The organism is Geothrix sp. SG200 (genome assembly GCF_022808935.1).
Lineage (GTDB): Bacteria > Acidobacteriota > Holophagae > Holophagales > Holophagaceae > Geothrix > Geothrix alkalitolerans.
Map to the genome: position 1 here is coordinate 350,200 of NZ_JAKZFR010000001.1, position 19,416 is coordinate 369,615.

At 67.5% G+C, this 19,416-nt stretch carries 18 protein-coding genes and 1 tRNA gene; 4 read left to right on the forward strand and 15 right to left on the reverse strand.

Going from position 1 to position 19,416, the window contains the following annotated elements:
• Nucleotides 1-8 precede the first annotated feature (8 nt).
• Both ML539_RS01590 and ML539_RS01595 read right to left on the reverse strand, forming a co-directional pair.
• Complete coding sequence (locus ML539_RS01590) at nt 9-1,175, reverse strand: efflux RND transporter periplasmic adaptor subunit (RefSeq protein ID WP_347710727.1); 1,167 nt, start codon at nt 1,173-1,175, stop codon at nt 9-11.
• A gap of 70 nt (nt 1,176-1,245) precedes the next feature.
• Complete coding sequence (locus ML539_RS01595) at nt 1,246-1,893, reverse strand: TetR/AcrR family transcriptional regulator (RefSeq protein ID WP_243320022.1); 648 nt, start codon at nt 1,891-1,893, stop codon at nt 1,246-1,248.
• A gap of 270 nt (nt 1,894-2,163) precedes the next feature.
• Here ML539_RS01595 and ML539_RS01600 point away from each other — a divergent pair, with 270 nt between their 5' ends.
• On the forward strand, nt 2,164-2,634 hold the full coding sequence (locus tag ML539_RS01600) for an outer membrane beta-barrel protein (RefSeq protein ID WP_243320025.1): 471 nt from the start codon (nt 2,164-2,166) through the stop codon (nt 2,632-2,634).
• A gap of 135 nt (nt 2,635-2,769) precedes the next feature.
• Here ML539_RS01600 and ML539_RS01605 read toward each other — a convergent pair whose 3' ends face one another.
• From ML539_RS01605 to ML539_RS01650, 10 genes are all read right to left on the reverse strand, one after another.
• Nucleotides 2,770-3,423 (reverse strand): TetR/AcrR family transcriptional regulator, encoded by a 654-nt coding sequence (locus ML539_RS01605; RefSeq protein WP_243320027.1) that lies wholly within the window; start codon nt 3,421-3,423, stop codon nt 2,770-2,772.
• A 342-nt stretch (nt 3,424-3,765) separates the two neighbouring features.
• A tRNA-Pro gene (locus tag ML539_RS01610) sits at nt 3,766-3,842 on the reverse strand.
• Nucleotides 3,843-3,877: 35 nt separating this feature from the next.
• Nucleotides 3,878-4,279: a MerR family transcriptional regulator gene (locus tag ML539_RS01615; RefSeq protein ID WP_243320029.1), complete on the reverse strand. Its 402-nt coding sequence runs from the start codon at nt 4,277-4,279 to the stop codon at nt 3,878-3,880.
• A 128-nt stretch (nt 4,280-4,407) separates the two neighbouring features.
• Entirely contained in the window at nt 4,408-5,787 is a 1,380-nt protein-coding gene (locus tag ML539_RS01620) for a sigma-54 dependent transcriptional regulator (RefSeq protein WP_243320030.1), read from the reverse strand.
• A 47-nt stretch (nt 5,788-5,834) separates the two neighbouring features.
• Entirely contained in the window at nt 5,835-6,422 is a 588-nt protein-coding gene (locus ML539_RS01625; protein WP_243320032.1) for a molecular chaperone TorD family protein, read from the reverse strand.
• A gap of 12 nt (nt 6,423-6,434) precedes the next feature.
• Nucleotides 6,435-7,415 carry an NrfD/PsrC family molybdoenzyme membrane anchor subunit gene (gene nrfD, locus ML539_RS01630; RefSeq protein WP_243320034.1) on the reverse strand — a complete coding sequence of 327 codons (981 nt, stop codon included), beginning with the start codon at nt 7,413-7,415 and terminating at the stop codon, nt 6,435-6,437.
• Between the two features lie 9 nt (nt 7,416-7,424).
• Nucleotides 7,425-7,976, reverse strand: a complete 552-nt coding sequence (locus ML539_RS01635; protein ID WP_243286571.1) for a 4Fe-4S dicluster domain-containing protein — start codon at nt 7,974-7,976, stop codon at nt 7,425-7,427.
• Between the two features lie 12 nt (nt 7,977-7,988).
• Nucleotides 7,989-10,175, reverse strand: coding sequence for a molybdopterin-dependent oxidoreductase (locus ML539_RS01640; protein WP_243320036.1), 2,187 nt, complete (start codon nt 10,173-10,175; stop codon nt 7,989-7,991).
• An 80-nt stretch (nt 10,176-10,255) separates the two neighbouring features.
• Entirely contained in the window at nt 10,256-11,977 is a 1,722-nt protein-coding gene (locus ML539_RS01645; RefSeq protein WP_243320038.1) for a DUF3373 family protein, read from the reverse strand.
• Nucleotides 11,978-12,034: 57 nt separating this feature from the next.
• Nucleotides 12,035-12,355 (reverse strand): cytochrome c, encoded by a 321-nt coding sequence (locus ML539_RS01650; protein WP_243286568.1) that lies wholly within the window; start codon nt 12,353-12,355, stop codon nt 12,035-12,037.
• Nucleotides 12,356-12,642: 287 nt separating this feature from the next.
• Here ML539_RS01650 and ML539_RS01655 point away from each other — a divergent pair, with 287 nt between their 5' ends.
• Entirely contained in the window at nt 12,643-13,020 is a 378-nt protein-coding gene (locus ML539_RS01655; protein WP_243320039.1) for a (2Fe-2S) ferredoxin domain-containing protein, read from the forward strand.
• A gap of 27 nt (nt 13,021-13,047) precedes the next feature.
• Here the strand turns inward: ML539_RS01655 and ML539_RS01660 are convergent, their stop codons facing one another.
• From ML539_RS01660 to ML539_RS01670, 3 genes are all read right to left on the reverse strand, one after another.
• Nucleotides 13,048-13,635 carry an NTP transferase domain-containing protein gene (locus ML539_RS01660; protein WP_243320041.1) on the reverse strand — a complete coding sequence of 196 codons (588 nt, stop codon included), beginning with the start codon at nt 13,633-13,635 and terminating at the stop codon, nt 13,048-13,050.
• The gene (gene moaA / locus ML539_RS01665) at nt 13,632-14,654 is read right to left on the reverse strand and encodes a GTP 3',8-cyclase MoaA (RefSeq protein WP_243320043.1); all 1,023 of its coding nucleotides are present in this window, start codon (nt 14,652-14,654) and stop codon (nt 13,632-13,634) included. Before moaA ends, ML539_RS01660 begins: the two co-directional genes overlap by 4 nt.
• 98 nt (nt 14,655-14,752) lie before the next feature.
• Nucleotides 14,753-17,809, reverse strand: a complete 3,057-nt coding sequence (locus ML539_RS01670; protein ID WP_243320045.1) for a sensor histidine kinase — start codon at nt 17,807-17,809, stop codon at nt 14,753-14,755.
• A gap of 74 nt (nt 17,810-17,883) precedes the next feature.
• On the opposite strand from ML539_RS01670, the gene ML539_RS01675 reads away from it, so the two are divergent.
• The gene (locus ML539_RS01675; RefSeq protein ID WP_243320047.1) at nt 17,884-18,663 is read left to right on the forward strand and encodes a TatD family hydrolase; all 780 of its coding nucleotides are present in this window, start codon (nt 17,884-17,886) and stop codon (nt 18,661-18,663) included.
• Nucleotides 18,639-19,334, forward strand: coding sequence for a hypothetical protein (locus ML539_RS01680; protein ID WP_243320049.1), 696 nt, complete (start codon nt 18,639-18,641; stop codon nt 19,332-19,334). Before ML539_RS01675 ends, ML539_RS01680 begins: the two co-directional genes overlap by 25 nt.
• Nucleotides 19,335-19,416 lie beyond the last annotated feature (82 nt).

The following is a 19,416-nucleotide window of genomic DNA, read 5'->3' on the forward strand; positions in this document are numbered from 1 at the left end:
CGGCTCCTCTACTTGCCAGCCGCGGGAGCGGGGGCCGAGGTGGAGGTCGGCGCTGGCACGACCTTCACGGCCGTGCCCGGGCGGATCTTCTGCAGGCCTTCCACGACCACGCGGTCCCCGGCGGCGAGCCCTTCAAGGACCAGCCACTTCGAGCCGATGGCGCGGTCCACCTTGAGGGTCCGCTGCTCGATCTTGTCGGACGGGCCCACCACCATGGCGATGGCGTTCCCCTTGGGATCGCGGGTAACGCCCTGCTGGGGCACCAGGATGGCCTGTTCGGCCACGCCCTCCTCGACGATGGCGCGCACGTACATGCCCGGCAGCAGGATGTGGCGAGGATTCGGGAAGACCATGCGCAGGAGCTGCGAGCCCGTGCTGGGATCCACGGTCACATCCGAGAACTTCAGGATCCCCGCCTGGGGATAGGGCGTGCCGTCCTCCAGCAGCAGCTTCACGCGGGCGGAATCCGCGCTGCCCTTGATGCGGTTGGCGGCCAGGTTCCGCTGGATGCCGAGCAGGATGGCGCTGGACTGGGGCGAATCCACGTAGACCTGGTCCAGCTGCTGGATGGTGGTGAAGGCCGGGCCCTGGTAGGCCGCGGCCAGGGCGCCGGGCGTCACGCTGGACTTGCCCGTCCGCCCCGAGATCGGCGCGATGATGCGGGTGTAGCCGAGGTTGATGCGGGCGGACTCGACGCCCGCCTTCAGCGACTGGACCTCGGCCTCGGACTGCTTGAGGGCCGCGGCCGCGTCATCGTAGTCCTGCTGGCCCACGGCGTGGACCGCGAGCAGTTCCTTGAACCGCTCGGCGCGCTTCCGGATGGCGGGCAGGTTGGCCTCGGCCCGGGCGAGCGCGGCGGCGGCCGTGTCGTAGGCGGCCTGGTAGGGCCTGGGGTCGATCTGGTAGAGCACGTCGCCCTGCTTCACGTCGGCCCCCTCGGTGAAGAGCCGCTGCTGGACGATGCCGTTCACCTGGGGGTGGACCTCGGCCACGAGGAACGCGGACGTCCGTCCCGGCAGCTCGGAGGTGATCGCGACCTTTTCCGGCTGCAGGGTCACCACGGAGACCTCGGGTGTGGCCTTCGCCTGTTCCTTCTTGCCGCAACCGATGGTCAGCGCACCTGCCATCAGGGCGCCGGCGACGACGATCATTCCGCCTCGATAGGGAGTCTGCATGGGGGTGCTCCAGGAAGGGCTGAGAAAAATCTGGTCGCGGTGGCCGGGCAACGGTTCGGGACCGCCAGTATCAGCAGGATTGAAGACCGTGGTAAGCAAAATCCGCCAGGCGGTCGGCCATGGCTTCGAGGGAAGGGGATGGGTCGACCGAGTCCCAGGCCATGTGGTGGACCTCTGACATCAGCGCGTGGTGCACGCAGGCGCCGTGGAGGGTGATCCCCCAGAAGTCCACGTCCGCAGGCGGCAGATCGGGGCGCAGGGCCTGGATGCAGGCGCGGCCTTCGCGCACGAAGGGTTCCAGGTGGGCCTGGAGGAGGTCCTTGACCTCGTGGCGAGGCGACTGGATCTCACTCAGCAGCAGCCGCGAGGCCGGTTCCCGCAGGGGATCCGAGGCGTCCCGGTGGGCGTCCACCTCGCGGAGGACCCAGAGGATGTGGGCACGGAGCCGGCTCCGCCCGTCCGGGAAGGCGGCCCCATCCTCCGGGCCGAGATCGGGGGACTTGGCGGCGAAGTGGGCGAGGAGGTACCGGAAGACCTCCCGGTACATCCCCTCCTTGCCCTTGAAGTAGTAGGAGATGAGGGAGGCGTTCTTCCCGGCCATGGAGGCCACGAGGCGGATGGAGGTGGCCTCGTAGCCGTACCTGGCGAAGCAGGCCAGGGCCGCCTCGAGGAGGGCCTCGCGGGTGTCGGCGGGAACAGCGGTGTCGGATGGGGTCATGGGGTTGGGCCTGAGTCGTTCGACCGAACAGTAGAATTGATCAAGCGAACAAGAAAGGCAAGTGATTTGAATTAATTTTTATTATTTGATCAATATTGGTTAAATCAAGTATATATTCAATCATTTTCGTTTTACAAAAGAATATTCAAATTGGTCAATCGACCTATCAATTTAAATTTGTTCGCCGGTCCTTGGACCGATGAACACCGCCTGGCCTCGCCCGGCTGGTTCCCGAGACCCGCCCCACATCGGGGCGGCAAGGAGATTCCCATGAGATCGAGCCTTCCCCTGGCGCTCTGCCTGACCGCCGCCGCGTTGGCCAGCGCCCCGCTCGCAGCCCAGGACCTGACGAACGGCCTCCAAGCCACCCTGACCCATCCCACCGGCGACCTCTGCGACAAGGACCTGCTGGACAAGTCCCTTGGCTACGGCCTGGGCGCACTCATGCAGATCGCCTTCTCCGGCGGGCACGCCATCGTTCCTCGCCTGGACTACACCTCCTTCGACAGGAGCGGGCGCACGGTCCAGATGCTCCAGCTCGGGGCCGACCACCACCACTTCTTCTCCGGGAAGGTCGACCAGGGAGCCTACCTCAGGGCCGGGCTCGGCCTCGGCATGGCCAAATTCGAGGTGGATCTCCCGGGCATGGGCGACAGCGACACTCCGAATGCAGTCCACGGCGCTGCTGCCGTGGGCTACAGGTTCACCCCCCACCTCGGGGCCGAGCTCAGGTACGTCTAGGGGAAGTACAAGCCCGAGCTGCTCGGCGCCAAGCCTGAGGTGACTTCTCCCACGGTGAACGCCAGCTTCCTCTACCGATTCTGAGGTCCCTGCGCCAGCTGGAGGCCGGGAGACGAGTTCCCCGGCCTTCCTGTTTCACCGTGGGGGGACGGTCTGCAGCCCATGGAGGCAGAACTCCACGAGCAGCTCGGCCTCCTGGAAGGGGCTCCCGAACGGGGGGTGGTCGCCCCACAGCACCCGGTTGATGCCGGACATGGACCGGTGCCCGACGACCTGGCCGATGATCGTGATGCCGAGGAAGGCGACCTGGGCCGGGTTCAGGTCGGGCCGCAGGATGCGGAGACAGGTTGCGATGGCCTCGGCAGTCGGCCCGATGTACTGGCGGAACAGGGGGTGGAGGCTGGGCCGGGGTGACCGGAACTCCTGCACCCACAGCCGGGCCCCCCACTCCTCCATGGGCTGCCGTGCGGGCGAGGCCGGTGCGCCCTGCTCGTACATGAGGTGGATCTGCTCCCGCAGCAGGCGGATGGCCCCGGCCCGGTCCTGCGGATCCAGGGTCACGGGCGGAGTGGCGGGTCCCGCCTGGCGGCCCGTGCTTTCCAGGAGGAGCTTGAACACCTCCAGGTACAGCCCCTCCTTGTTGCCGAAGTAGTGGGAGAGCAGAGACAGGGGACGCCCCGCCCGCTCCGCGATCATGCGCATGCTCGTGCCGTCGAACCCGTGATCGGCGAAGCAGGCCAGGGCGGCCAGAAGCAGGGCGGTGCGGGTGTCGGGGGTTGAGGTGTCCATGCTGGACCCCATCATATCCAGCCGTGGGTTCGGCTCCTGACCGCATCCCGCACTGTCTCCGCGATCCTACTCGGAGGTGGGCCGTGCTCCGCATTTGGGATCGACCCATCGAGGCCGGATTCGAACTGCGCCTGGCCGCGCCAGCCGCCGGTCTCGCTCCGGCGCCACAGAGGCTCCACCTCCGCGAGGAACGAGCGGGAGCGCCCTCCGGGGGAGGGTGCGTCAGGTGGAGAGTGGCGCCTGCCGAACCGGGCACCCCCGGCCTGAGGTTCGAATCCTCTCGATCTGAAGGATCGAGACACCAGAAAAAGGGGCCCGATTGGGCCCCATTTTCTGGTGTTTTGGTCGGCGCGAGAGGATTCGAACCTCCGACCCCTACCACCCCAAGGTAGTGCGCTACCAGGCTGCGCCACGCGCCGTGAACCATTGACTCTAGACCGGGTGGGGCCTCAGGTCAAGGTTTGACTGGATGGGACAGCCGTTCGTACAGGGCGCGCACGGACTTGAGGATGGGCTGGAGGTCGGAGCTCGTCCGCAGAAGCCGGGGGATCGTGGGCTTGGGCTTCACGGCGGGGGCCGCGGGAAGCTCCTCCGCGTCGAGGCCGAGATCGAGGCGCTGTACGAGGTGGCCATGGGCCAGAAGCTCCGCGCAGTCGGCCACGGTGAGGCCTTCGGCCAGCCAGGCCTTGATGCGCCTCAGGCGGGGCAGTTCGTCCACATGGTAGTAGCGGAGGTTGCCCTTGCTGCGCCGGGGCTTGATGTCGGGGATGACGTCTTCCCAGTACCGCAGGTCCTTGGGACCGACGCCGATGAGCAGGGCGGCTTCACCGATCTTGAACCACTTCTTGTCACTCACGGCCCGCCTCCGACCGTCGTGATTCACTCCCTGTGGGGACCCCGCTCCGCAGGCTCCCCCGGAGCCTGCTCCGCGACCCACATGGTCGCGAGTTCTTGAACCACGTCTTCTCGGCCATGGCGCGCTGCCTAGCTCTCCCTGGGCTCGATGCCCAGGGCCTTGAGGCGCTTGTAGAGGTTGGAGCGGTCCACGCCCACGCGCTCGGCCACGCGGGTCATGTTGCCGCTCTGGAGCTTCATTTCCCGCTGCAGGTACTGGGCCTCGAACCAGTCGCGGGCCTCCTTGAGGCTGGGGAACTCCGGGAACGAGAAGGGATCGGGCTCGGCCAGATGCCGGGCGGCCAGGGCGCCCAGGTCGCGGGGGCCGATCTCGGCGCCGCGCCCCAGGATGACGGCGCGCTCCATGAGGTTCTTCAGCTCGCGCACGTTGCCCGGCCAGTCGTGGCGCAGGAGGGTGTCCTTGGCCTCGGGGCCCAGGTGCCTGGGCGGACGCCCGTACTGGCGGCCGATGCGGCTGATGAACGCCTCCGCCAGCGGCAGGATGTCCTCGGGCCGCTCGCGCAGGGGGGGGATGCGCAGGGGTACGACGGCCAGACGGAAATACAGGTCCTCGCGGAAGCGACCCTTGGTGATCTCGCCGGCCAGGTCCTTGTTGGTGGCGGCGATGACGCGCACGTCCACGCCCACGGCCCCGCCCCCACCCACGGGCTCCACGCGGCCCTCCTGGAGGGCGCGCAGGACCTTCGCCTGGGTCTTGAGCGACATGTCGCCGACTTCGTCGAGGAACAGCGTCCCGCCGTCGGCCTCGCGGAACTTGCCCTTCTGGTCGCGGACGGCGCCCGTGAAGGCGCCCTTCTGGTGGCCGAACAGTTCGCTCTCGATGAGCTCCTCGGGGATGGCGGCGCAGTTCACCTCCACGAAGGGCGCGTCCTTGCGGGGGCTCTGCTGGTGGATGAGGCGCGCCACCTCCTCCTTGCCGCTGCCGTTCTCGCCGGTGAGCAGCACGCGGCCTTCCGTGGGGGCCACGAGAGCCACGTCGGCCATGAGCCGCTTCATGGCGGGGCTGTCCGCCAGGAAGAAGCGCCCGCCCTCCACCGCGGCGTGCAGCCTCTGGTTCTCCTGCTCCAGCCGGGACTGCCGCAGGGCGTTGCCGGTCACCAGCAGCAGGCGGTCCAGGTCGATGGGCTTCTCAAGGAAGTCGAAGGCGCCCAGCTTGGTGGCCTGGAGGGCCGTGTCGATGCTGGCGTGGCCGGAGATCATCACCACGGGCAGGTCGGAGCGGATCTGCTTGGCCTGCTTCAGGGTCTCCAGGCCGTCCTGGCCCGGCAGCCAGACATCGAGCAGCATGAGCTGGATGCCCTCGCCATCCGGGTTGTGGAGCAGGTCGATGGCCTGCTCGCCCCGCTCGGCCTTCACCACGTGGTAGCCCTCATCCTTGAGGGCTTCGCCCAGGGACCGCCGGATGCCCGGCTCGTCATCCACCAGGAGGATGGTCGTGGGGACAGTCATGGCTCCATGCTGGACGCGGGGCAAGCCTTTGTCCAGCAGGGGGTTGGCTAGATTTCCGCCAGCGCCTTCTCGGCTTCCGGCAGCAGGGCCGCGGCCAGTTCCGAAGCGGCCAGGTAGTAGGGATGGGCCTGCACCTGGGGCAGCTGTTCGGCCACCACCGCCGTGAAGGGGCGCAGGTGCTTCTGAATCAGGCGTTGGGCCAGTTCCACGTACCGGTCGCGCTCCGCCAGGTCGCCTTCGATCACCTGGGCCAGGAGGTAGCTGAGGCAGGAAAGCTCCAGGCCCAGGTGGTCGGGCGGGATGCCGAGATCCTCCTGGAGGCTGATGTCGGCCTCGTCGTAGATGGCCTTGAGGGGCTCCAGCACCTCGGGGGCCATGTGGTGGCCCCGGGCCTGGACGGACTCGAAGAGGTGGACCGTGTCCGAGTCCTTGGCGTGGAGGAACAGCCGGGCGTATTCCACGGGCTGGTCCTCCGCGGAGAGGGCGGACTCCGCCATCCGGCCGAGGGGAGACGCCAGGGAGGGGCTGGAGCAGCCGTCCAGCAGCTGCTTCAGCCCCTCCTTGAGGTCGGCGTCGGGCTCCAGGAAGGCTTCGGCGAGGATCTGGGCGAGGTCTGCCTGGAGCGCGAGCGACATGGGTGATCCTTCCTAGCGCAGCATTCCCATCCGGTGGAAGCTGCTCACCTGGCCAGCGTAGACGAAGATGTAGCGGAGCAGGAAGCCTCCGAAGAGCACGAGGCCCGCGGCGGTCAGGGCCATGCGGCGGCTGCCGTGGAATTCGTGGCCCTTGAAGATGCTGGGGAAGAGTTCGTAGACCTCGATGGCCAGGGGCACCAGGAGGCCCAGGAAGAGGAAGAACACCCAGAAGACCACGGTGTAGGGACCGCCGAGGATGAGGGTCAGGGCGTCCTTCACGGCCTGGGACGAGAGCTGCCCGTGGATGATGTAGGGCAGGATGATGAACAGCTCCAGGGAGATGAACACCACATCCAGGGTTACCAGGAACTTGGTCTCGTGCTTCTCGATGGGGTTCTTCCGGTCCAGCAGCATGGCGAGCAGCAGGGCCGCGGAGCCGCTGGAGAGGGCGGAGAACAGGAACATCTGGGCCACCAGGTTGGTGTTCCAGAACGGCCGGGCCGAGACGGCGCCCAGCAGCACGCCGGTGTAGATGCCCACGCCGATGGAGAAGGGGAAGCCCACCATGGCGATCTTCTCGCGCCAGGAGGAGATGTCCACGTTCAGACGATGCACCTGCTTCCAGGTCGCGGGGATCTTGCTGAAGATCCACTTGCGCTCATCCTCCTTCAGCCAGGCGAAGAGGTAGACGAAGGCGATGAGGGTGAAGATGGTCAGCAGGTAGGAGCCGATGGACATCGGGCTCTGCCAGCGGAAGTGCAGGAACAGCTTGTAGAAGCGGTACCAGTTCCCCAGGTCGAGGATGAGCAGGCCGGAGCCAATGGCCACGGGCCAGGGGGCCAGGAGGGCGCCCATGCGGGCGACCTTGGCGTAGACGGGCTTGTCGTCGACGGTCAGGTAGTTCGCCAGGCCCGCGGCGAAGAACAGCCCCGCGGAAAGGCCACCCAGGAACAGGTAGACGACGATGAGGAGACCCCAATTGAACTCGTGCATGGCTTCCTCCTAGAGCAGGTAATAGAGTTGGGGGCCGTTGCCCGTCTGGGGTTCCTTCACGCGGTAGCGCCGCGTGGAGAGCAGCTCGTGGATCCGGGCGGTGGGATCCTCCAGATCGCCGAAGACGCGCACCTTGGAGGGGCAGGTCTCGACGCAGGCCGGGATGTCGCCCTTGTCCACGCGGTGGCTGCAGAAGGTGCACTTGTCCACCACGCCCTCTTCCTCGTTGAAGTAGCGGGCGTCGTAGGGGCAGGCGACCATGCAGTAGCGGCAGCCGATGCATTCGTCGTAGTTCACGAGGACGATGCCGTCCTTGCGCTGCCAGGAGGCCCCGGTGGGGCACACGCGGACGCAGGAGGGATCCGCGCAGTGGTGGCACTGCTCAGGCTCGAAGTTGATGCTCAGCTTGGGGTACTCGCCCTTCCGCTCCTCGTTGATGCGGTTCCGGAAGTTGCCCACGGGAACCTTGTTCTCGGCCTTGCAAGCCACGACGCAGGCCTTGCAGTTGATGCATTTCCTGGAGTCGATGACGAGGGCGTAGCGCTTCTTCTTGATGGCCATGGTTCACCCTCCTCAGGCGTTCGCGACTTTGACGAAGGTTTCGTGGAAGGCCGCGTTCCCGGAGACCTTGTCCCAGGCGGTCTCGAGGATCACGGCATCGCTGGCGCCCACGTTGTAGACGAGGCTCTGCATCTTCGACTTTTTGCCGAAGCCGTGGAGCATGAACACGCAGTCCGGGCGGATCTCCTCGGTGACGCGGGCCTTGAGCTTCACGCTGCCCACGCTGCTGGTGACCGTGATGTAGCTGCCATCCTTGATCCCGAGCCGCTCAGCGGGCTTGGGATTGATCCAGAGGTCGTTCTCCTTCATGAACTCGTGCAGCCAGACGTTGTTGGACTGGTTGGCGTGGGTGAAGTAGCCCACGCGGCCCAGGATGAGTCGGAACTGGTCGTTCCGGGGCTGGGGCTGGGCCGTGTAGACAGGCAGGGGGTCGTGGCCGGCCTCCTGGAGGCGCTCCGAGAAGAGCTCGATCTTGCCGCTCTTGGTGACGAAGCGGTGCTCCGGGTTCAGGGTCTTGCCATAGCTGGGCTGGCCGCTGGCGGCCCAGACGCCGTGCTTCTTCATGTGCTCGGCGGCCATGGGGATGGGCAGGTCCTTGAACTCCGCCTCGACCCACTGGTCGATGGTGTAGTCGAAGTAGTCGCTGAGGCCCAGTCGCTTGGCGAGGCCCTGGACGATCTCGAGGTTCGGCTTCGTGTCGTGGATGGGCTTGACCACCTGCTGGCGGTAGACCACGGCGGGCCAGATGCCGGGCATCACCTCCACGGGATCCGTGCGCTCCAGGTAGGCGCTCTCGGGGAAGACCACGTCCGCATACCAGGCCATGTCGCTCATCTGCAGGTCGATGACGCCGATGAAGTCCATCTGCTCGATCATCTTCATGGTCTTGGCCTGGTCGGGCAGGGAGTTCATGGGGTCCTGCTTGTAGACCATCCAGCCCTTCACGGGGTAGGGCTTCCCGCTGAGGACGTTCTCGCGGAGCTTGAGGTAGACGCCGTCGCCCTTGGCGGCGAGAGGGAAGGCGGTCTCGATCTCGTCCACCCGGGCGGCCTTGGGCTCGTCCCAGGGCATGAACAGGAACTCGCCCTTCGGCAGCTTGGCGTTGGGCACCATGCCGCCCATCTGGTCCCAGTTGCCGACGATGGCGTTGAGGATGGCCTGGGCGCGGCGCATCTGGAAGTCGTTCTGGTACCACGAGGACCGGCGGCCCGCGTAGTAGAGGGCCCGGGCGCCCGCATCAGCGAACTCGCGGGCGATGCGGACGATGTCCGCGGCGGGGATCTCGGTCTCCTTCTCGGCCCACTCCGGCGTGTACTGCTTCACGTGCTCGGCGAGCTGGTCGAAGCCGGTGGTGTAGGTGGCGACGAAGTCCTTGCTGTGGCGGCCCTCCTTGATGATCACGTGGATCATGGCGAGGATGAAGGCCAGGTCGGAGCCGGGCTTGATGGGGTACCACTCGTCAGCCTTGGCGGCGGTGACGGTGAAGCGGGGGTCGAGGTAGACCAGCTTGGCCTTGCGCTCCATCACGCCGCCGATGAGGTCCATCGTGTCGGGCGTGATGATGCTCTCGAAGCGGTTGGCGCCGGACATGATGACGAACTTGCTGTTCAGCAGGTCGAAGCTCGGGACCGTGCCGAAGGTGGCGCTGTAGGCCAGGTTCACCGAGGCGAGGCACAGCGTCGGATGGCGCACGATGTTGGGAGAGCCGAAGGCCAGGCCCAGGTTCTTGAAGAAGACCTCCTGGAAGCCCTCGGTGGAGGACCAGAGAGTGCCCTGCGGACCGTACTTGTCCTTCACCTCGGACAGCTTCTTGGCCGCGAAGTCGAAGGCCTCGTCCCAGCTCACGGGCTTCCACTTGCCCTCGCCCCGGGCGCCCACGCGGATCATGGGCTGCTTGATGCGGTCGGGATCGTAGACCTGCTTGATGGCCGCGTTGCCGCGGGCGCACAGCATGTCGCGGGACTTGGGGTTCTCGGGGTTGGGGTTCAGCTTCTTGACGAAGCCGCCCTCGACCACGGCAATGGCCGAACACTTGTTCGGGCACAACTCGCAGGTCGTCGGGATCTCCTTCGTTTCTGCGGCGGAGCTGCGCCCCTTCTTGAAGTATCTGAGGCATCCCACCTGTGTGGCGGCGACGGCCCCCGCGGTGGCGCCCGCGCTTTTCAGGAACAGCCGGCGATCCATGCGAATCGTTCCCATCGTGGTCTCCCTGGTGATGCGAGGAAGGGTGGTGGAGGACGGGCCGGAGGGTCGCCCCTCCGGCCCGCGGTTTCAGGTCTCTAGAACGTCACTTCGATGGCGGCGTAGGTGTTCTTCACCCGGGCCGGGAAGCTGTACTGGAGCATGGGGTTCTTGCTCAGGTCGTAGGCGTCTTCCCAGCTCTGGCCAGGCATGGCGCCGGGGCCGATCTGCCAGCCGCTGAAGGCGTGGCTGTACTTGTAGTCCAGGTAGCCCAGGCGGAGGGCGGCGTTCTTGGCGAAGCGCCAGTGGATGTAGCCTTCCCACACGTCGCCGCGCGTGCCCAGCTTCTCGCTGTACTCGCCGGTGGCGGGGTTGTAGGTGAACCAGCGCGGCGAACCGTGGTTGAACTCGACGCCGATCCCGAGCTTCTCGGTGGGATCCCAGCGCATGCCGGCGTAGTAGGCCGTGGCGGTGTGGCTGTGATCGGGATCGCCCATGAGGCCGCCGAAGCCGGCGAGCTGCTGGGTGCCGGTGGGGTATCCGGGAGGCATCACGGCCGGGAAGTCCCAGTAGGCGCCGTACTGCGACACCTTGCCGTTCGGATGGCTCTTGATGTAGCCGCCGCTCAGGAAGTAGGTGAACTGGTCGCCCACCTTGTGCTTCCAGGTCATGGTCCACTGGTCCATGTCGCCGAGGTTGTTGGTGGCGGTCACGTACTGGCTGGCGGGCATGCCGCCGATCCCGGGCATGGCGGGGATCGGGAAGTTGTTCAGGCTGCCGTACGGGATGTCCATCATGTTCCCGAAGCGGTTGTAGCCCAGGTAGAAGTTGGCGCTCTGGACGCTCTCGCCGATCTGGAACAGCAGGGGCATGTCGAACATGGCGCCGAGGACGGTGGTGTCCTTCAGGGGGCCGATGCTGGCGACCTGCATGGAGGCGTTCTGCATGTTCGGCTGGCCGGTGGTGGTGTTGATGTCCACGTTGGTGAAGTTGAAGCCCACGGGGGCCGCGTTGGTCTTCACCAGGCCGCCGCCGCCGAAGCCGGACTCGTAGCCCACGCCGTAGCAGATGCCGAGCAGGGTGCCTTCGGGCAGGCCGAGCTTCTCGAGCTGGAACTTCCAGCCGAGACCGTCGATGGTGGCATTCACGGCCAGGGCCTGGGGCGTGGCCTGGCGCTCACCGCCCTCGCGGACTTCGAACGGCGGGCCATCCGTGGTGTTCTGGCGACCGATGGACAGGATGCTGGCGAGCGAGTTGAAGTGGTAGACCAGGCTGGCGCGCTCGACGCGCAGCACGTCGGTGCTGGGGATCTTGCCGGAGTTGAAGGAGTTCGCGACGGTGTTCGGCGAGCCGTTGAAGGTCGGCACGTCGGCGCCGCCATGGACCTTGTACATCACGAGGCGGCCCATGATCTTGGCGTTCTCGTTGATGGTGATGCCCATCTTCAGGCGCAGACGGGTGGACCACTGGACGGAGTTGCTCCAGTCCTGATCGGGGACCTGCTGCGTCAGCGGCATGGGCATGCCCGTCGCCGGGTTCTGGGCGAAGCCCATGAAGGCCTGGTAGGGCTTGAAGTGCCAGGTGGTGCTGTCGAAGCGGGTGCGAAGATCGCCGCCCCACTGGATGTTGTCGCCGGCGACCTTGGTCTCGACCTTGGTCAGGCGGGTGTCCACTTCCTGTGCGGCGGCGGCCTTCTCTTCGACGGCCTTGAGCTGGACCTTCAACTGCTCGATCTGCTTCTGCAGGTCCTGGGCGGACTGGGCGCTGAGGGCCGCGGGCGCCAGCATGGCGACCAGGGCGAGCGCGATTCTGGAATTCATGACGTATGCCTCCGGGGTGAGGGGTTCAAGGGCAGGGGTTCGGATGCGAGGCTGGGATCAGCCGCCGCAGGTTTCGGGCTGAGGGGAATCGGAGGCGTGGTTCACGAGGAAGGTCTGGATGTCCTTGACCTGCTCGGGCTTCACGACGGAGTCGATCTTCTCGGCGCCCTTCTTGTGCTTGCCGGCGGCGAAGTAGGCCTTCCACTGGGCCTGGGTCTTGGAGAGGGGGGTGATCTCCTTGGCGGCGCTTCCGGGGGTGTGGCAGGACTTGCAGGTCTTCTTGAAGAAGAATTTGCCCTTGGTGTCGCTGCCGCCCTGAGCGGCGAGGGGCACCGTGAGTGCCGCGAGCACGGCGAGGAGCTTCAGGGTGTTCCGCATGGAGCACGTCCTTTCTGGGGTGGGTGAGGAAGGGATGGCGCCCGGCCAGGCAGGCCGAAGGCACTGGATCCCGGGGATCCTGTGGGAGCTTGTTACGGGCGCGGATGAGAGCGCCGCTGAATAGAGGATGAATGGGTGGATAACGAGGTCAAGTTGTTCGTGACCATGGTCACCAATAATTAAATAACCACCAAGTAATTTGAACGAAAACCTTCGATTGGCATGGATCTGGAACCTGGCCATAGACGCTGGAATGGACTGTTATCTTGAGGGTTGCGAGGTTCTCCATGGATGCACCCCGATCCATCCCCACCCCCGAGCAGGACGCCGCGGTGACCCCGGTGATGGGGCCCGCACTGAAGCGGCAGGTGCTGGTCTGCACCGCCAAGAGCTGCACAGCCAATGGTTCCGAGGCGGTCCTGGAGGCCTTCAAGGCCCACCTCATCGAGGAGAAGCTGCTGTTCTACAAGGGGAACCGTGAAGGTGAGGTGCAGTGCATCCACTGCGGCTCTGTGGGCTTTTGCGCCATCGGTCCGGCGGTGCTGGTCTACCCCGACGGCATCTGGTACGCCCACGTCACGCCCGAGGACGTGCCCGAGATCATCGAGAGCCACCTCAAGGGCGGCGTGCCCGTGGAGCGTCTGGTGCGCAAGCGCCTGGGCTGAGCTTTCCTCGGTCACCAGCCACCAGCCTTAGCCCTGGTCCTGGCCCTCATCCTCGAAGGCGCGCCGCTCTTCCGGCGTATCCACGTCCAGCCACTCGGGGCCCTCGGCGGGCAGGACCAAGTGCGGCAGGGACTCCGCCAGGGCCATGAGCGAGCGGGAGGTCGCGGCGGCGAGGGCCGGGCGAAGCGCGGTGGCGATCCAGCCGCCCAGGGGCTGGAGGTGGCCCCGGTGGCGCGCCATCACCCAGTGGAGGGCCTGGGGATCGGCGGCCTCGGCGCGGTGGGCCCAGTCCTCCAGGCGCTCCGGCGTCCAGCGCACCTGGTCGCAGGCCAGCACCCACCAGCGGCGGGCAGCGGGCGCCTCGAGGGCCGCCCAGGTCTGCAGCGCCCGGGCAGGTCCCTCCCGGGGATCGTCGATCACCGGCAACCCGGGACGGTCCGGCAGGGGCTCTCCCAGCACCTGGACGGGCGCCCCCGGGAACACGGCCTCGAAGACCTGGACGAGGCGCGCCCCCCAGGAGCCGCCGGCCGGGTGCGCCAGGGTGTGCTTGGCCTCGCCCATCCTGCGTCCCTGGCCGCCGCTCAGAAGCAGCAGGCCGGCGCGCGGGGAGCTCATCCACCCACCTGCCACATGCCACTCGAGAGGACCGGGGCCTCCCCGCGGCGCATGGGGTGGCAATCCAGCTTCTCGGTGAGGGCCTGGCGGACGAGGCGTGCGAGATCCTCGTGCGAGGCGTGGTTCCGCAGGGGCTCCAGGAGATCCACCGGCTTGTTCCCGAAGAGGCAGGCCTTCAGTTCGCCGCGGCTGGTGAGCCGAACGCGGTTGCAGCGGTCGCAGAAGTCCGCGCTGAGGGTCGAGATGACGCCGACCTTGCCTTCACTCCCCGCCAGCTTGAAGATCCGCGCAGGACCTTCCTCCAGGCCCACCACCGGCTCTTCCTCCAGGGAGATCCCGAGGCCTTCCTGGGCGATGCGCAAGATCTCGCCGGCGGGCATGAACTGGTCGCGCCCCCAGCCATTGCCCTGGTAGGGCATGAACTCGATGAAGCGCACCTGGATGCCCTCCGTCTGGGCCAGCCGGGCTAGGGGGACGATCTGGTCTTCGTTCCAGCCCTTCAGGACCACCGCGTTCAGCTTGGTCTTGAGGCCGGCGGACCGGGCCGCCTCGATCCCCGCCAGCACGCGGGACAGGCCATCCTTGCGGGTGAGGCGCTCGAAGGAGCCGCGCTCCGCGGCGTCCAGGCTCACGTTCACCCCGCAAAGACCGGCGTCCCGCAGGCCCCTGGCCCGGCGGGCCAGGTGGATGCCGTTGGTGGTGAGGTGCACCCGGCCCTCCACCTCGGGGCTGATGCCCGCGACGATGGTCTCCAGATCCCGGCGCATCAGGGGCTCGCCGCCCGTGAGGCGCACCTTCCGGATGCCCAGGCTGGTGAAGACCTGGGCGATCTGCACCAGCTCGTTCCGGCTCATGGCCGGGGGTTCGGCGCGCTCCTGGGCTCCGGTTCTCGGCTTGCAGTAGACGCAGGCCAGGTTGCACTGCTCAGTCACCGAGATCCGAAGGTAGGTGATGGCCCTGCCGAGGCCGTCCTTGAGGCCGTCCTTCAGCCTGAGCATCCGGGGGGGCTGGCTGTTCATCGGCATGGGGAAAGAGGGGGGCACAAAGTCTCCGGGTCCACCCAGGATGCTCGGAACGGCCCGGACGTGCCTGGGGTTTATGCCCTCGGTCACAGGGATCAGGCTTCCTGCAGCGGGAGCTCCACCATGAAGCGGGCGCCCCGGCCGGGTTCGCTGTCGATCTTCATCTCCCCCTGGTGCGCGTCGATGAGGCTGCGGCAGATGAAGAGGCCGAGCCCCCATCCATGGGCGGCATCGCCGGCCTGGGTCTGCCGGAAGGGCATGAGCAGCTCCTCGACCTTCGAGACATCCAGCCCGCGCCCGGTGTCCCAGACCTCGAGGCGCCAGATCCGGGCCTCCCAGTCCACCGAGGACCTGACGCCCACCTCGCCTCCGGACGGCGTGAACTTGAGGGCGTTCTCGAAGAGGTTCAGGAGGATCTGGTGGAGGGTGGCCGTATCAGCGAGGATGTGCGCCCGCCCTGCGTCCGGGGAGACCTCGAGGTGGAAGGCGAGGCCCCTGGCCTCGGCCTTCAGCCGAAGCACGTCCTCGAAACCCTCGGTGACCTCGGCGGGGACGGTGGGCACCAGCTTGAGGCTCTGCAGCAGCGCCTCCGAGCGGCTCTGATCCAGGAGGTTCCGCAGGAGCGTCTCGATGCGGTTCGCCTCCCGCTCCATCACGTCGAGCAGGTTCAGGTTGGCGCGGGGAATCAGCTCGCGCAGGCGGTCCAGGGTGAGGAGGATGGTGGTGAGGGGCGAGCGGAGGTCGTGCGTGACCATGTCCAGCAGCTTCAGCCGGCTTTCGAGGCTGCGCTTGATCTGCTGGTGGGCGTGCTCCAGGGCGCGGTTCTGCCGGTCCAGCATGAGAGTCCGGTTCTCGATGGTCTCTTCGAGCTCGCGGGAACGCATGGCGAGGCTGTGGCCGCGCCACCAGAGCACCCAGGCGAGCAGGCCGATCAGGGCCAGGGCGATCAGCCCGCGCATCAGCCAGCGCTCGTACCAGGCGGGACGGACTTCGATGGAGACGGGTGCCGCCTCGGCCCAGGTCACGCCATCGCTGGAGGCGCGCAGGTAGAACTCGTAGTGGCCCGCCCGGAGGTTCCGGTACTGGAGCGTGAGGCCCTGGTTCACGGGCTGCCATCCGTCGTCCACGCCCTGGAGGCAGGCCTGGTAGTGGAGCTGGGAGGGCACCAGCGGGTCGCCGGTGTCGAAGCTGAGGTCCAGGTAGTCCGGGCGCGGCGGAACGGTCGCCTTGTCGGGAAGCGCCTGGGAACCTCCGGGCCACCGCACATCGAGAAGGGTGGGCGGCCGCAGGGGCGTGTTGTGGAACGACAGGGCGTCCTGCAGGATGCAGACGCCCCCGATCATGCCGATCCACAGGCGGCCCTTGGAATCCAGCAGGAAGCCGTCGTGGTTGGTCTCCTCGGAGATCAGGCCCTGGCTGCGGCTCAGGTGGTGGAGGTTCCGGCCCTCCAGCAGCGTTACGCCCTTGTTGTGGCCGAAGGCCATGTGACCGCGCCCCACGTCGGCGATGAAATTGATCCCTTCGTCCGGCAGGCCTTCGTTGAGCCCGAAGGTCGTCCACTGGTCGTCCCGCCACAGGTGGAGGCCTTTCATGGTTCCGATCCAGAGCCGCCCCCGGGAATCGACGGCCATGGCCGTCACGGTGGAACTGGCGAAGGGCGCGTACGGGAAGGCCCGCTGGAGCTTCCCGCCGACCAGTTCCCACAGCCCGTAGCCCGTGGCCAGAAGGAGGCGGCCCTGGTAGCGCAGGATGTTCGAGACGGTCTCGTTGCCGGCCTCGGGGGGCAGGCGGTGGTGGGACAGCAGGCGCCCTTGGCCATCCAGCTCGAACAGGCCCTGATCGGTGCCCGCCAGGATGCCGGTGCCGCTCCGCACCAGGGTCAGCACCGCCGCCTTGGACATCTGCGCCGGGCCGGCGGGCGACACCTGGCCGTTCTTCCAGCGGGCGAGGCCGCGATCCGTTCCCACCCAGGCGCCGCCCGAGCCATCGGCGAGCATGCCCCAGGTCTCGGTGGCGGGCAGGCCGTCGCGCTGGGTCCAGTGGGCGGTGATGTTGCGGCCGTCCTCGACCAGGTAGACGCCAGTGCTGGCGGCGAGGAGGTACCTCTGGGGATCGAGCTCGAGGATGCCCGAGACCGCGGCCAGATCCTTGCCCAGGATCACGCCGGAACTGTCGATGGTCAGCAGCTCCGGCAGCGCCTGGGCCGCCAGCCCGTCGCCATCGGAACCGACCCAGAGCACGCCCCGGTGATCGCGCATGGCGACGAAGATCCGGTCCCGGGGAAGGCCGCTGTCGGAGGTGAGGATGCGGCTGCGCCCATCGGGTTCCCGCACCAGCACGCCATCGCCGCCCAGGGAGATCTGGAATCCCTCGCCCTGGGCATTGAACCGGAGGCTGACCATCCGCGGAACGCGGGGAAGACCGGACAGCGGCTCGTTCACCCACCGGCCACGGTCCATGCGGAGCAGCGCGCCGTCGAGCAGCACCCAGGCCTGTCCGCGAGCATCCACCTGGAGGTCTCGAACCCGACCGCCCGGATGCTTGGGGGACAGGGAATACATGCGGAGGCCCTGCGGATCCCAGCGGGCCACGGCGCCATCCTTGCCAAGGATCCAGATGCCCTTGGCGCGGTCCCGGACCAGGCGCCGGATCGGGCCGCCGGGCCAGGGTGCGGGCAGCCGGATCGGAAGGAACTTCCCCTCCTCCAGCCGGAACAGCCCCTGGCGATTGCCCACGAGGACGCGATCCTGGTCATCCAGGCCGAGGGCCAGGCCCTCGAAGACCCCTTCTCCTTCGGCGAGGCCGTAGTTCAGGACCGTGTCGCCGCGGATCTCGGAGACCCCTTCCTGGCTGCCCACCCAGATGCTTCCGGAGGGGGATTCCATGAGGGCGTAGACGAAGAGGGCCTTGAGTCCCTGCGGGGCCGCGAAAGTCCGGAAGCCGGAGGCGCCCAGCCGGGCGACGCCGCCGGTGTTGGTGCCCACCCACAGGAACCCGTGCTGGTCCTCGATCAGCGCCGTCACCTGGCTCTGCGGAAGGCCATCCCGCAGCCCGAAACGCCGGAACGCGGGCTGCTGTCCCGCCAGGGGCAGGATGGCTCCGACCAGTCCCAGCCAGAGCCAGGCGAAGAATACGAGGGATGTTGAGCGCATGAAACCGAGGTCAATGGAATCATCGGCGCGGAAGCGCGCAACGTGATTCTTGGATGGCATGGGACTATGAAAGCATGCTTGTGGACGCCCACTGCCATCTCACGGGAACCTACCTGGCTGAGGGCCAGGTGGAGGCCACGCTGGCACGAGCACGCGCAGAAGGGGTGACTGGCTTCATCGCCGTTGGCACCGATTTGGAGGATTCCCGCGCGGTGCTTGACCTTGCGCGGCGCATTCCAGGCGTCCAGGCCAGCCTGGGCGTGCATCCCCACGAGGCCAAGACGTGGTCTCAGGATACGGAACCCGCCCTGAAGGCCCTGGCGGCTGACCCCGCCGTGCGCTTCGTGGGCGAGACAGGTCTGGACTGGCATTACGATCTGAGTCCGAGGGACGAGCAGGAGGCGGTGTTCCGCGCCCAGATCCGCCTGGCGAAGGCGCTTCGGAAACCCCTCATGATCCACACCCGCTCCGCCCCCGAAGCCACGCTGAGGATCCTGGAAGAGGAGGGCGCCGACGCCGTCCGGGGCATCATCCACTGCTTCAGCGAGGACCGGCCCTTCGCCGCGAAGGCCCTGGACCTGGGCTTCTACCTGAGCTTTTCAGGCATCGCCACGTTCAAGAAGGCCGAGGCGGTGCGGGACGTGGCGGCCTGGGCCCCCGCGGATCGCATCCTGGTGGAGACGGACGCGCCCTTCCTGGCGCCGGTCCCCTACCGGGGCAAGCCGAACGAACCGGGCTTCGTGCGGTACACCGCCGAGGCCGTGGCCGGCCTGCGGGGGATCTCCTCCCTGAAGCTGGCTGAACTGACCACCCGAAACCTGGAGGCCCTGTGCGGCTGGGCGCCCTCTTCCTGACCGGGGCGGCGCTGGCCGCCGCCACCCCCCAGCTTCCCCCCGCTGCCGCCCAGGGAGCGCAGGGCCGCCCGCGCCTGCCCTGGGAGCAGGCCTCCCCCCTCGCCTGGCAGGCGGAACGCTGGGCGCCGCCGGCGGACGTGCCGGGCGTTCCTGCGGCTTCGCAGGGGCCCATGACCGTGCACCTGAGCGGAGATGGCACCCTGCGGGTCAGCGACGCCCGGGGCCTGATCCTTCTGCAGGCGGGGCTGCCGGGGCGGCCCCTGCGGGCCTGGCGTGACGGCGGCGTGCCGCTCGCCTCGGCCTGGGGCGTCTGGAGTTTCCCCACGGATTCGCCGCTCACACAGGGGCTGGGCGGGCTCCGCTGGGCCGCCGATGATTTCCGCCCCTTCCTGCGGGGCCTGCTCTGGGTGCTGGAGGATGGCGAAGGCTTCCTGACCGTGGTGCATCCCGCCACGGCCCGGGTGGTCCATCTGCCCCTGCCGCCGGGCCGCGACCTGCGGATCCGCTTCCTCCCGGATCGCCTCGAAGTGGCCGCTGGAGATGTGGAAAAGGGCGCACCCCGCCAGTGGTCCATCCCCTGGATGGGCCTGCTGCCGAGGCTGGCCGCCCTGGGCCCCCATGCCGAAGCCCCCAAGCTGGGCACGGCCCTCGCCCCTTTCCCCAAGGACTGAAAGAATGGAAGGGCCTAGGGTTTCCAAACTGGCACGACCCTGGCTCAGTAGCCCCCGGAACCGACCCTATGGGCGTCGGCAT